General features: G+C 53.4%; 12 protein-coding genes. 5 read left to right on the top strand and 7 right to left on the bottom strand.

Annotation, left to right across the window (positions count from 1 at the left end):
• Nucleotide 1: 1 nt before the first annotated feature.
• Nucleotides 2-1000 (top strand): ABC transporter ATP-binding protein, encoded by a 999-nt coding sequence (locus QWY27_RS05410; protein ID WP_290195495.1) that lies wholly within the window; start codon nt 2-4, stop codon nt 998-1000.
• Nucleotides 997-1956 carry an ABC transporter ATP-binding protein gene (locus tag QWY27_RS05405; RefSeq protein WP_290195492.1) on the top strand — a complete coding sequence of 320 codons (960 nt, stop codon included), beginning with the start codon at nt 997-999 and terminating at the stop codon, nt 1954-1956. Before QWY27_RS05410 ends, QWY27_RS05405 begins: the two co-directional genes overlap by 4 nt.
• Before the next feature lie 87 nt (nt 1957-2043).
• On the opposite strand, the gene QWY27_RS05400 is transcribed toward QWY27_RS05405, so the two are convergent.
• The 3 genes from QWY27_RS05400 to QWY27_RS05390 all read right to left on the bottom strand — a co-directional run bounded on the left by QWY27_RS05400 (nt 2044) and on the right by QWY27_RS05390 (nt 3785).
• Nucleotides 2044-2643, bottom strand: coding sequence for a thiamine pyrophosphate-dependent enzyme (locus tag QWY27_RS05400; RefSeq protein ID WP_290195491.1), 600 nt, complete (start codon nt 2641-2643; stop codon nt 2044-2046).
• Between the two features lie 69 nt (nt 2644-2712).
• Complete coding sequence (locus QWY27_RS05395; protein WP_290195489.1) at nt 2713-3249, bottom strand: thiamine pyrophosphate-binding protein; 537 nt, start codon at nt 3247-3249, stop codon at nt 2713-2715.
• Nucleotides 3250-3308: 59 nt separating this feature from the next.
• Nucleotides 3309-3785 (bottom strand): Lrp/AsnC family transcriptional regulator, encoded by a 477-nt coding sequence (locus tag QWY27_RS05390; protein ID WP_290195487.1) that lies wholly within the window; start codon nt 3783-3785, stop codon nt 3309-3311.
• 154 nt (nt 3786-3939) lie between these two features.
• On the opposite strand from QWY27_RS05390, the gene mdeB reads away from it, so the two are divergent.
• Nucleotides 3940-6576, top strand: a complete 2637-nt coding sequence (mdeB, locus tag QWY27_RS05385) for an alpha-ketoglutarate dehydrogenase (protein ID WP_290195846.1) — start codon at nt 3940-3942, stop codon at nt 6574-6576.
• A 12-nt stretch (nt 6577-6588) separates the two neighbouring features.
• Nucleotides 6589-7218, top strand: a complete 630-nt coding sequence (locus tag QWY27_RS05380) for a PIN domain-containing protein (protein WP_290195485.1) — start codon at nt 6589-6591, stop codon at nt 7216-7218.
• Between the two features lie 27 nt (nt 7219-7245).
• Here the strand turns inward: QWY27_RS05380 and pnp are convergent, their stop codons facing one another.
• Both pnp and rpsO read right to left on the bottom strand, forming a co-directional pair.
• Nucleotides 7246-9423: a polyribonucleotide nucleotidyltransferase gene (pnp, locus tag QWY27_RS05375; RefSeq protein WP_290195482.1), complete on the bottom strand. Its 2178-nt coding sequence runs from the start codon at nt 9421-9423 to the stop codon at nt 7246-7248.
• 99 nt (nt 9424-9522) lie between these two features.
• Nucleotides 9523-9792 carry a 30S ribosomal protein S15 gene (rpsO, locus tag QWY27_RS05370; RefSeq protein ID WP_290195479.1) on the bottom strand — a complete coding sequence of 90 codons (270 nt, stop codon included), beginning with the start codon at nt 9790-9792 and terminating at the stop codon, nt 9523-9525.
• A gap of 182 nt (nt 9793-9974) precedes the next feature.
• On the opposite strand from rpsO, the gene QWY27_RS05365 reads away from it, so the two are divergent.
• Nucleotides 9975-10532, top strand: a complete 558-nt coding sequence (locus tag QWY27_RS05365) for a hypothetical protein (protein WP_290195477.1) — start codon at nt 9975-9977, stop codon at nt 10530-10532.
• A 27-nt stretch (nt 10533-10559) separates the two neighbouring features.
• Here the strand turns inward: QWY27_RS05365 and pssA are convergent, their stop codons facing one another.
• Nucleotides 10560-11303: a CDP-diacylglycerol--serine O-phosphatidyltransferase gene (gene pssA, locus QWY27_RS05360; RefSeq protein ID WP_290195475.1), complete on the bottom strand. Its 744-nt coding sequence runs from the start codon at nt 11301-11303 to the stop codon at nt 10560-10562.
• Nucleotides 11304-11312: 9 nt separating this feature from the next.
• Nucleotides 11313-11972, bottom strand: coding sequence for a phosphatidylserine decarboxylase (locus QWY27_RS05355; protein WP_290195844.1), 660 nt, complete (start codon nt 11970-11972; stop codon nt 11313-11315).
• Between the last annotated feature and the right edge of the window lie 36 nt (nt 11973-12008).

The raw sequence follows: 12008 nt of genomic DNA, 5'->3' as shown, positions 1-12008 counted from the left end.
CATGGTGACTGACGAAATTGTTCTGGATGTACAGGGACTGACTGTAGATATCTCCACACCCCGTGGCACGCTGCATGTGGTGCGCGATATCTCCTTGCAGGTCAAACGTGGCGAAACACTCTGTATTGTCGGTGAATCTGGCTGCGGCAAATCCATCACCTCGCTATCCATGATGGGACTGCTGCCCAAAACCGCGACACGCAAGAGCCGTGTCTTCGAGTTTTTAGGCGAAGACCTCGCTCAAGCAAGCAAACAACGCATCAATGATTTGCGCGGCAATCGTATGGCCATGATTTTTCAGGAGCCGATGACCGCTCTGAATCCAGCCTATACGATTGGCGATCAACTCACCGAGCATTACCGCCACCACCGCAAAGCCTCCGCCGAAGAGGCGCGCTTGCGCGCGGTCGAGTTATTGGAAAAAGTGGGGATCGCCTCGGCTGCCGAGCGGCTCGGACAGTATCCGCACCAACTCTCCGGTGGTCTGCGTCAACGCGTCATGATCGCTATGGCGCTCATGTGCGGCCCAGAACTACTGATCGCAGACGAACCAAGCACGGCGCTGGACGTCACCATTCAAGCGCAAATTTTGCGTCTGTTGGCTGATCTCCAGGATGAGTTGGGCATCGCCATGGTGCTCATCACCCATGATCTGGGCGTGGTCGCACGTATTGCCGATCGTGTGGCCGTCATGTATGCGGGCCAGATTGTCGAAGAAGGAGCCGCGCAGGATATCTTTGCCGCGCCCCAGCACCCTTATACGCGCGGCTTGATCAGCTGTATTCCTATCCCGGGCAAAACAATCCCCGGCGGCAAGCTCGGCACCATTCCCGGTGTCGTCCCCTCACTCATCGGCGAAATGAAAGGCTGCGCCTTCAAGGATCGCTGCGCGCATGCTCAGGCACGTTGCAGTGAAACCATCCCCCTGCATCAGACAGCCCAGGGTCAACAATGGCGTTGTGTCATGAACGAACTGAACCAGAGCGGAGCAGGCCAATGACTGCCCTGATTGAAACAAAAGATCTGCAGCGCACTTTTTCAGTTAGTGCCGGCATGTTTAAGGCCCGTCAGACACTGCATGCGGTCAATGGCGTTGACCTCTCCGTGCAGCGCAAAGACGTGCTGGGTATCGTGGGCGAGTCAGGCTGCGGTAAATCGACACTGGCACGCATGCTGCTGGGGCTCACGCCCCCTTCCCGCGGGAGTGTGCTGATCGACGGACAAGATATTAATAAAATTGATCGCCGTGAACTCGCACGCCGGGTTCAACCTATTTTTCAAGACCCCTATTCCTCGCTGAATCCACGCCGCACGATTTCCTCCATCGTATCTTTTCCTCTTGACGTACTAGGCGTCGGCACTCAAAGCGAACGTCGTAAAAAGGCGATCGAGATGCTTGAGCGTGTAGGCTTGCCCGCTCGCTATGCGGACAACACGCCCGGACAACTTTCTGGTGGTCAACGTCAACGTGTGGCGATTGCACGCGCCTTGGTGATCAACCCTGAAATTGTGGTGTGCGATGAGCCAACCTCCGCACTGGATGTCTCGGTTCAAGCCCAGATTTTGAATTTGCTGTTGGACTTGCGCAAAGAATTCAACCTGACCTATGTCTTTATCAGCCACAACTTGGCCGTGGTTGAACACATTGCGACACAAGTTGCGGTGATGTATCTGGGTCGCGTGGTTGAACTCACTCAGACGGCTGAATTATTCAAACACCCCCGGCACCCCTATACACAGGCGCTCCTGGCCTCAGTACTGACACCTGAACCCGGTTTAGGCATTCCAGATATGGGGCTGGGACTCTCCTTTCCTGACCCCTTGCACCCGCCGACAGGATGCGCGTTTCATCCCCGATGCCAACAGCGCCGACCCGAATGTTCTGTTGAACATCCTCGTTTGCTACGGGACGCCCAGGGCGAGGTCGCCTGCCATCTGTATCCGGCAAAGAAGTAACTGCAGAAATTTGGTCACTGCAAGAATTTGATGCATTTGCTGCGACTGACTGGCCCCTTTTCTTATTGAATCGGGGCCAGTGTTTATTTAGAACGGTGCGAGACCCAGGGCTGCGCGGAAACGGTTTTTGACAAATACACCATCACGCGAAGGCAAGGCGCGTGGCAGATCGTCCGCTTTGACTAGAATCTGCGCAAAGGTCACACCCTGGCGGGCATTGACGTGTTGCTCGACCTGAGCCAAACCCGCCATATCCTTAACTTGATAAGAATTAGCAATCCCGCAAGCCTTGGCAACGGCGGACATATTCGTCCCGAGGCTGGAGTGACTGAACTGCATGCCGGTTTCGCCAAAGTGGCCATTATCGAGAACAACAATCGTGAGGTTGGCAGGCTTTTGAGCGGAGATGGTCGCTAAAGATCCGATACCCATCAACTGCTCGCCATCACCTGTGATCACCAGCACAGATTTGTCTGGCTGAGCCAGCGCCAGGCCGAGGCCCATTGCGGCCGCACCACCCATGGCACCCCACAGGTAAAAGTTTTTATCGCGATCGCCCGCAGCATAGACGTCATAAGTTGCGGAACCCAGGCCGGTGACGATCAAAGACTCTGGACATTTTGCAATCAGCGCGCGCACGAATTCGCGACGATCGATCACACTGTTAGAAGACTGAACTTGACTCATTAAAATTCCTATCTGATCATTGATGACTGATTCGCGATGAATGAGCGATTCGTTACGTCATCGTTAAGATTAGTTACGCAACCATTTCTTGCGGCCGATCAAGCGCTGCGAAAGCAGCACGGCAACAGGCTCTCCGCCTTCAAAGGCGAAATCGAGTGCGGCCCCCACAACGTCCTCAACCTCATCGGCACGCTCCGCACGGTATACCTTGATACCCATCAACTCCATCGAAGCTTGCGTCGCTTTACTCATCGGTACTTGCCAAGGATTGAACTCCGCATACTCGCCGCGCATCGTCACCAGTGTCAAAAACGGAAAGCGGCAACTTTGCAGCAACGACATCATGTTGATACAGTTACCCACACCGCTGCTCTGCATGAGCAATGCATGCCGTTGACCTCCGAGCCATGCACCGCCAGCGACTGCCACGCCCTCTTCCTCAGTCGTCAAGACGATGGCACGCATATCGGGATCTTCGTTCACGCGGCGAATAACATGCGCATGTCCGGCATCCGGCACGTAAGACACTTGCTGAATGCCACCTTCTTTGAGAACTTTGAATATTTGCTCTTGCCAGGCGGGTGTAGGGGTGAAGACTTCACTCATGTCCGACGAATCCTTAGATAAATTTTTAAAAACTAAATGGTTGCGCACTCAATTCGTAACTATACGTCTGTTTTTCTTGGAAGCGGCAAGGCGGTTTTATACCTGACCTGCTTGAGCGCAAAACTCGAACGGATTTTTTCAATTCCCGGAATCGGAGTCAGCTGCTCCAGGATGAATTTTTCCAAAGCGGCGATATCTGCGACTGCGACACGGATCAAATAATCGCTGTCACCTGTCATCAAATAGCACTCCATCACCTCATCATGCTCGCTGATGCGCTGTTCGAAATGCGCGAGTGCTTCCTTGCTTTGGCTTTTTAGACTGATATTGATAAATACGTTGAGACCAAGACCGAGTGCCGCAGCATTGGCCAGGGCGACATAGCGGTCGATCACTCCGGCGGACTCCAAGGCGCGTACCCGTGCCAAACAAGGCGATGGGCTCAGATGAATCCGTCGCGCCAACTCGATGTTTGACAGGGCGCCATCAGCCTGTAACTCAGACAAAATCTTCAAGTCTATCGAATCTAGTTTCATTATGCTGTTTTATTTATAAATTTAGAATTAAATGCTGCAAATAAGCATTTTAACTAGGATTATAGGCATCTAATGCTCGTGATAAATACCTAGAATGATGCTTAACAAACATGCGCTGCGCGCGACCTCAGACCAACCAAAGCCTGAACACATCATGAATGCTGCGATCGACCCCCGCCCTTCCTTTTGGCCCGATAGCGCCAAGGATAGCGACACCCAGGAAACCCAAGAATGGCAGCAGGCCTTGTTGGCGGTTCTGCAAACCGAGGGACCTGCGCGCGCTAAATTTTTACTCGACGAACTGGTACGCACAGCCAATCGTGCGCAAGTCGGCTGGCGCCCTGAGCTCAGCACACCCTACGTCAACACGATCTCTGTCGATCAGCAACCCGTTTTCCCCGGAGACCTCGCAATCGAAGAGCGACTAGCCTCGATCATGCGCTGGAATGCGCTGGCCATGGTGGTACGGGCCAATCAGGCCTATGGCGAGCTCGGTGGTCATATCGCCAGTTACGCCAGTGCGGCTGACTTGTTTGAAACAGGTTTCAATCACTTTTTTGAAGCGCGTCGCGGCACGGGGCCTGGGCAGCATCGCGGCGATTTGGTGTTTTTTCAACCTCATAGCGCCCCCGGCGTCTATGCACGCGCGTATCTTGAAGGCCGTCTCCAAGAGCAGGATTTACTTCATTACCGTCAAGAAATCCAAGCACTTGAACATGGCGCACAAGGACTCTCGAGCTATCCACACCCCTGGCTGATGCCAGATTTCTGGCAATTTCCAACTGGCTCGATGGGCATTGGTCCAATCAGCTCGATCTATCACGCACGTTTTATGCGCTACCTCACACATCGTCAATTATTGAATTGTAATGGACGCAAGGTATGGGGCGTTTTTGGTGATGGGGAAATGGATGAGCCCGAATCGATGAGCGCTTTAACTCTCGCCGCCCGCGAGGGTCTCGACAATTTGGTTTGGGTGGTCAATTGCAATTTGCAACGCCTCGATGGCCCGGTTCGCGGCAACGGACGCATCATTGATGAGCTGGAAAAGCTCTTTACCGGCGCTGGATGGAATGTCATCAAACTGGTGTGGGGCAGTGACTGGGATGGCCTGTTTGCACGGGATTTGACTGGCGCACTCACCCGAGCCTTTGCCAATACAGTCGATGGACAAATGCAAACCTTCGCCGCCAAAGATGGTCGCTTCAATCGCGACACATTTTTTGGACAAAATGAAGAGCTTGCCAAACTGGCACAAGGCATGACTGATGATCAAATTGACCGTCTCAAGCGTGGCGGACATGATCTCGTCAAGATACATGCCGCGTATGCAGCGGCGGCCAATCACTCAGGACAACCCACCGTGATTTTGGCGCACACCAAAAAAGGCTATGGCATGGGGAGTGCCGGTCAGGGAAAAATGACCACGCACAGCCAGAAAAAACTCGACGACAATGATTTGATTGAGTTTCGCAATCGCTTTAACTTACCACTGACTGATGAACAGGCCACCTCACTGAGCTTTTATCGCCCAGAGGCCGACAGTCCGGAAATGCAATATTTACTCAAGAGACGCCAAGCGCTTGGCGGGTATTTACCTAAGCGGGACACTACGTGTGACAGCGTCGCCGTCCCTGAGATGTCTCAATACAGTCAGTTTGCCGTGCAAGCGGATGGCAAGGAAATGAGCACCACGATGGCCTTTGTGCGAGTGCTTGGCAACTTACTCAAAGATCCTGTTCTCGGTCCACGTATCGTTCCAATTGTGGCCGACGAAGCACGAACCTTCGGCATGGCTAACCTGTTCAAACAGGTCGGAATTTATTCAAGCGTTGGTCAACGGTATGCACCCGAAGACATCGGCTCGGTGTTGAGTTACCGAGAGGCCCTGGATGGTCAAATCCTCGAGGAAGGCATCTCCGAGGCCGGTGCAATCGCGAGTTGGACAGCTGCGGCAACGAGCTATAGCGTGCATGGTCTGGCCATGCTGCCTTTTTACATTTATTACTCCATGTTCGGTTTTCAACGTGTGGGTGATCAAATTTGGGCTGCTGCGGATCAACGTCCAAGGGGCTTTTTATTGGGTGCGACGTCGGGTCGCACGACGCTGGGCGGAGAAGGCTTGCAACATCAGGATGGCACAAGCCACTTGCATGCTGCGACAATTCCGAATTGCAAAGCTTATGATCCGGCCTTCGCAGGTGAAATGGCGGTCATCATCGATCAGGGCGTGCGCGAGATGATGGTCGAACAACAAGACGTTTTCTATTACGTCACGCTCATGAATGAAAACTATGCTCAGCCGTCTTTGCCGGAGGGCGTACGCGAAGAAATCATTCGCGGGACTTATCTTTTTAATGTTTACCAAGCGAAAAATGAAACAGCGCAAGCTACCTTGCTGGGCTCTGGCGCCATACTGACCGAAGTGATCAAGGCCGCTCAACAGCTTTGTGCCGAAGGCATCACGACTTTTGTTTACAGCGTCACCAGCTGGAGCGAGCTGGCGCGTGATGGTTTGGCCTGCGAACGCGCAGCACTCTCAGGCGAGTCGGCGCCTGGTGTACCATTTATCTACCAGCAACTCTCCAAAAGCCAAGGACCCATTGTCGCAGCGACAGACTATGTGCGAGCAGTGCCGGAAACCGTTCGGGCGTACATCCCGTCAAGCCGTCGTTTTATGACGCTGGGTACGGATGGTTTTGGTCGCAGCGACACCCGCGCTGCGCTCAGGGCCTTTTTTGGAGTGGATGCAGAAACAATCGTCCGGGCAACGAAGCATGCTCTGACTTAATTTAATCCATGCATGATCGACGCCCAACATTTAACAGTCAGTTCGTCTCCACGCCCTGCCCTCGTTCTGGATGCCTGCATCATGATGTCGGGCTTGCTCAGGCCGCTCTTTCTCCAACTGGCTCAAACAGGGCTGTTTACGCCCCTCTGGACTGACAAGATTGGTCAGGAGTGGCAGCGTAACGCGGCGCGTTTATGGCCGATCGAGCCCGCGCTATTGAAAAGCGAATGGCAGGCGATGCAAGAGCAGTTTCCCGCCTCGAACATGGGTGACGTGACGTCCTTTGAGACCGCTCTCAAGCACACCGATCGCAAAGACAAGCATGTGGCAGCAACAGGCATCGCTGCGTTCACGGCTGCGCAGCATGGTCCAATCAGTGTCCTGACTTGGAATATCAAAGACTTTAGTCGTTCAGAGCTCAGGCGTCAGCAATTGGGATTAATTGACCCTGACCGCCTACTCTCCCAGTGGTGGCCGATTCATCGTCAAACACTGTTGGATGCTCTGGACAAAACGGTTAATGAACTCGTCTCAAGCAGCCGAAGACAACCGGAACCCATGCTGGGCATTTTGCGTCGCGATCGTCTGTTCAGATTGGCGGGGCTATATGAACTGGCACAAAAAAACCCTGCCGGCATCTAAGCTGGCAGGGTTCTTGTCTGGCGATACTTACTGAGCGGGTGTTGGCTGTCCTGCATCGGCAGCGGCAGGCGCTGCGGAGTCAGGCGCTGCACCACCTTGTTGCTCGATGCCGCCAATCGCTTTGACTGACAAACGCAAACGACCTTTGTCATCCGCCTCAATCACTTTCACACGCAAAGCCTGACCGACTTTGAGTACGTCATTAATATTGGCGATGCGGTAGTTTGCAATCTCGGATATGTGCAACAGACCATCACGACCTGGCAGGACTTGAACAATGGCGCCAAAGTCGAGCAAACGCAAGACGCTTCCGTCGTACTCTTGACCGACTTCGACATCAGCGGTGAGCTCAGTGATGCGACGCTGGGCTTCGTGTGCACGGTCCAGATCAGCACTCGAAATCACAATCGTACCGTCGTCAGAAATATCGATCTGGCAACCGGTTTCCTCGGTCAACGCACGGATCGTCGCGCCACCTTTGCCGATCACATCACGAATCTTTTCAGGATTGATCTTCATGCTCAGCATGCGAGGTGCGAAAGCTGACAACTCACCGCGCGAATTCTGGATGGCTTCGCGCATTTTGTTCAAGATATGCAGGCGGCCATCGCGGGCTTGAGCCAATGCAACTTGCATGATTTCTTTGGTGATGCCCTGGATTTTGATGTCCATCTGCAAAGCGGTAATACCATTTTCGGTACCCGCGACTTTGAAGTCCATGTCGCCAAGGTGATCCTCGTCGCCAAGGATATCGGTCAATACGGCGAACTTGCCTTCGTTGAGGATCAAGCCCATTGCAACACCGGCGACGTGATCCTTGAGGGGCACGCCAGCATCCATCATGGCCAGTGATCCGCCGCACACGGAAGCCATTGAAGAAGAGCCGTTTGATTCAGTGATTTCAGAGACCAGACGAATGGTGTACTGAAAGTCCTGAGCATCTGGCAAAAGAGGCACGAGCGAGCGCTTGGCCAGGCGACCATGACCGATTTCGCGGCGCTTGGGGGTACCCACGCGACCTGTTTCACCGGTCGCAAACGGAGGCATGTTGTAGTGCATCAGGAAGCGATCGCGGTACTCGCCCATGAGCGCATCGATTACTTGCTCGTTTTGCTTGGTACCAAGCGTGGCAATCACCAAAGCCTGTGTTTCGCCGCGGGTGAACAAGGCGCTACCGTGAACGCGTGGCAGCACACCCAAACGAATTTCAATCGGACGCACAGTACGTGTGTCACGTCCATCGATACGTGGCTCACCGCTCAGGATCTGACTACGAACGATTTTGGCCTCAAGGTCAAACAAAATGTTGTCGACCGTGACGCCATCTGGTGCTGCAACGCCTTGCGCCGCGGCAGCTTCAGAGAGCTTGGCGTGAACGTTGGCATACACCTGACGCAATTGGGTGGTGCGCTCTTGCTTTTGACGGGTCTGGTAAGCCGCGTAGAGTGCATCCTGTGCGGCAGCAGTAACCGAGGCGATCAGCGCTTCGTTCTTGGGGGCAGGCTGCCAGTCCCACTCGGGTTTGCCAGCTTCTCTCACGAGATCGTTGATCGCGCCGATCACAGCTTGCATCGCATTGTGACCAAACACCACACCACCGAGCATGATTTCCTCGGAGAGTTGCTGCGCCTCAGACTCAACCATCAACACGGCAGCCTCTGTACCGGCAACGATGAGATCCATCTGCGAGGTCTTGAGCTGCGTGGCAGTTGGGTTGACCAAGTACTGACCATCGATGTAACCGACGCGGGCTGCGCCGATCGGGCCGTTGAAAGGAATACCCGACACAGCCAAAGCTGCCGAGGCACCAATCATCGCAGGGATATCGGGATCGATTTCTGGATTGCAGGACAGCACGTGAATGATGACCTGGACTTCGTTGTAGAAACCCTCTGGAAACAATGGACGCAGAGGACGGTCGATCAGACGCGAGGTCAGTGTCTCTTTTTCAGAGGGCTTGCCTTCACGCTTGAAAAATCCACCGGGGATTTTGCCTGCGGCATACGTTTTTTCAATGTAATCAACGGTCAATGGGAAAAAATCCTGACCGGCTTTTGCATCTTTTTTGGCGACAACAGTCGCAAGTACGACAGTATCTTCGACCGTTACTAACACCGCACCGGACGACTGGCGAGCAATTTCACCGGTCTCAAGCACGACAGTATGTTGTCCATACTGAAACGATTTGGTCACTTTATTGAACATGACAATTTATTCCTTACAAATGAAAAACCGTGGACGTTGCGGCAGTAGTGCCGCACCGACCACGGTTGACTCACGGGGAGACTGCCCCATGGATACCGATCACTTACGCAGACCGAGTTTTTCGATCAGTGCACGATAGGAATCTGGGTTGCGGCTCTTGAGATAATCTAGCAACTTACGTCGGCGGCTCACCATGCGAAGCAGACCGCGACGTGAGTGATGGTCTTTCATGTGGGTTTTAAAGTGGCCCGTCAGCTCATTGATGCGAGCTGTCAGCAAAGCCACTTGGACTTCTGGAGAACCGGTATCGCCCTGTGCGCGTTGATATTGCGCGACGATTTCAGATTTTTTAATATCAGCAACAGACATTTTATGACCTCAGATGACAAGCGTCAGGACCGAGGCGTCCTGACGTGATTGATTAACCTAAAAGAACTAAATAACTAAAAATAACGATAAAGCCACGGAATTATAGCCGATTGGCTAAAATCAACCCAATCGGCATTGCAATTCAATGCCGAACCCACATAAGCCTTGATTCGAGCCTGAAAATGACCAAAATGACTACCAGTCCCGCTCCAGATATTGACCTGAGCCATTCGCCTTCAAGACCAAGAGGTATGGTGGCATGTGCCTTGTTTTCTGTTGTGCTGCTGGCCGGATGCGTCAACTACCAGTCCGTTCAGCCCGGCATGACGATTGAACAAGCCGTGCAAAAGCTCGGAAAACCCACTACCACCTGCAAGCGCGAGGACGGGACGCAACGCCTGATTTGGACCATGCAGCCATATGGCCAGTATGCCTGGGGCACCAACACCACCCCACAGGGAACCATCGTCGGCCTTCAACAACTGCTGACCGACGCCAATTTCCAGAAACTGGCGACCGGCAGATGGACAGCTGAGCAAGTACTTTGCGAGTACGGTGAGCCCGCTAACAAGTATGGCATCGCAAAAGGTAACGAAATCGTCTGGGCCTATCGCTACAAAGAAAGCGATACATGGGCGGCCATGATGTATGTGTACATGGGTCCTCAGGGTAACTTGGCCAACCGCTTTCACCCAGGGCCTGATCCTTTAACACTCAACGACAGCGACAGGGCGCGCTGAAAGTGAACTCGGATTTGAGCGCTGGCGCTACCGTTTAGCGCGGTGCCAGCGCCAAAGCCAGACTCCCCAGCCCGACAGTCCGTAAACAATAAACAAACCAAACAGGACAACGGGTGGGTTGCTGGAAATAAATACAAAACCGGCAACAAAAACCAAAATCACCCAAAAAGGGACACTACGCCCGAGCGCGAAGGACTTTCCGCTATAAAACGGCAGGTTCGACACCATCGCTACACCGCAATAAAGCGTGATGACGAAAGCGGTCCAGGCGAGCAGCTCTTTGGGAACCTGCAGGCGATTATCGACAACCAGCCAGACAAAGCCGGCAATCAACGCACCAGCAGCAGGACTGGGCAAGCCCTGAAAAAATCTTTTGTCGACCACCGCGATATTGGTATTGAACCGAGCAAGACGCAAAGCCGCCCCGCACACATAGACAAACGCGGCCAGCCAACCCCAGCGTCCCAAATCGTGCAACATCCATTCGTACATCACAAGCGCTGGAGCCACTCCGAAAGATGTCATATCGGAAAGCGAGTCGTATTGCTCACCAAATGCAGAGGTAGTTTTAGTCAGGCGCGCGACGCGGCCATCCATCCCATCAAGGACCATCGCAACAAAAATTGCAATAGCCGCCATTTCGAAACGGTTGTTCATCGCTTGAACAACAGCATAAAAACCCGCAAATAACGCGGCAGTCGTGAACGCATTCGGAAGCAAGTAAATGCTTCTGTGGCGTTGCTCGGGATCGCGCAAAGGGTCTACAGGCATAGTGGAAGCTTACGTAAGAGTTGCAGGCAAATCGGCCAGCACGGTAGTCGTCGCGCTCACCTTGTCCCCAATCGCCACGCGTGGACGCGAGCCTAGGGGCAAGTAAACATCAACACGCGAACCAAAACGTATAAAACCATAACGCTGACCACGGTATAAGGTATCGCCTTTTTTGGTGTAACACAGGATACGCTTGGCTACCAGGCCCGCAACCTGCACAGCCGTCACGGTGTGACCAGCCGGTGTGAGTAGAACCATGGCGTTACGCTCGTTTTCAAGAGATGCCTTATCCAGTGCCGCGTTGAAAAACTTGCCAGGAAAGTATTGCGTCATCAGCACTTCACCATCCACAGGGGAACGATTGCTGTGCACATTAAACACGTTCATGAACACGCTGATTTTGAGCGCGCGTCGGTTGGCATAAGGGTCCTGTGTTTCTTCGACCACGACAATCCGACCATCGGCAGGTGAAATCACAGCAAGTGGCTCAGTCGATCCCGATCTCGCCGGATCACGAAAAAACTGCAGAACAAAAATCGCGATGATCCAAAAAATCACTGACCAGGCAGGTGACCACCAGGTCACAAGCAAAGCAATCAAAATCGAACCGGCAAGGAAAGGCCAACCCTCGCGGGCAATAATCGGGTGGGGATAGTGAGGTGTATTCATCGTAGGGAGAAGGTTAACCCAAAAAAACACGCCCCG

Source organism: Zwartia vadi (genome assembly GCF_030410375.1).
Lineage (GTDB): Bacteria > Pseudomonadota > Gammaproteobacteria > Burkholderiales > Burkholderiaceae_B > Zwartia > Zwartia vadi.
Note: the sequence above shows the minus strand (reverse complement) of the source record. Positions and strands in the feature narration are given on the sequence as shown.

What these genes read in the sequence shown, in the direction of transcription:
- QWY27_RS05410 (WP_290195495.1), top strand. Translation starts at nt 2, where the DNA reads ATGGTGACTGACGAAATTGTTCTGGATGTACAGGGACTGACTGTAGAT.
- QWY27_RS05405 (WP_290195492.1), top strand. Translation starts at nt 997, where the DNA reads ATGACTGCCCTGATTGAAACAAAAGATCTGCAGCGCACTTTTTCAGTT.
- QWY27_RS05400 (WP_290195491.1), bottom strand. Translation starts at nt 2,643, where the DNA reads ATGAGTCAAGTTCAGTCTTCTAACAGTGTGATCGATCGTCGCGAATTC.
- QWY27_RS05395 (WP_290195489.1), bottom strand. Translation starts at nt 3,249, where the DNA reads ATGAGTGAAGTCTTCACCCCTACACCCGCCTGGCAAGAGCAAATATTC.
- QWY27_RS05390 (WP_290195487.1), bottom strand. Translation starts at nt 3,785, where the DNA reads ATGAAACTAGATTCGATAGACTTGAAGATTTTGTCTGAGTTACAGGCT.
- mdeB (WP_290195846.1), top strand. Translation starts at nt 3,940, where the DNA reads ATGAATGCTGCGATCGACCCCCGCCCTTCCTTTTGGCCCGATAGCGCC.
- QWY27_RS05380 (WP_290195485.1), top strand. Translation starts at nt 6,589, where the DNA reads ATGATCGACGCCCAACATTTAACAGTCAGTTCGTCTCCACGCCCTGCC.
- pnp (WP_290195482.1), bottom strand. Translation starts at nt 9,423, where the DNA reads ATGTTCAATAAAGTGACCAAATCGTTTCAGTATGGACAACATACTGTC.
- rpsO (WP_290195479.1), bottom strand. Translation starts at nt 9,792, where the DNA reads ATGTCTGTTGCTGATATTAAAAAATCTGAAATCGTCGCGCAATATCAA.
- QWY27_RS05365 (WP_290195477.1), top strand. Translation starts at nt 9,975, where the DNA reads ATGACCAAAATGACTACCAGTCCCGCTCCAGATATTGACCTGAGCCAT.
- pssA (WP_290195475.1), bottom strand. Translation starts at nt 11,303, where the DNA reads ATGCCTGTAGACCCTTTGCGCGATCCCGAGCAACGCCACAGAAGCATT.
- QWY27_RS05355 (WP_290195844.1), bottom strand. Translation starts at nt 11,972, where the DNA reads ATGAATACACCTCACTATCCCCACCCGATTATTGCCCGCGAGGGTTGG.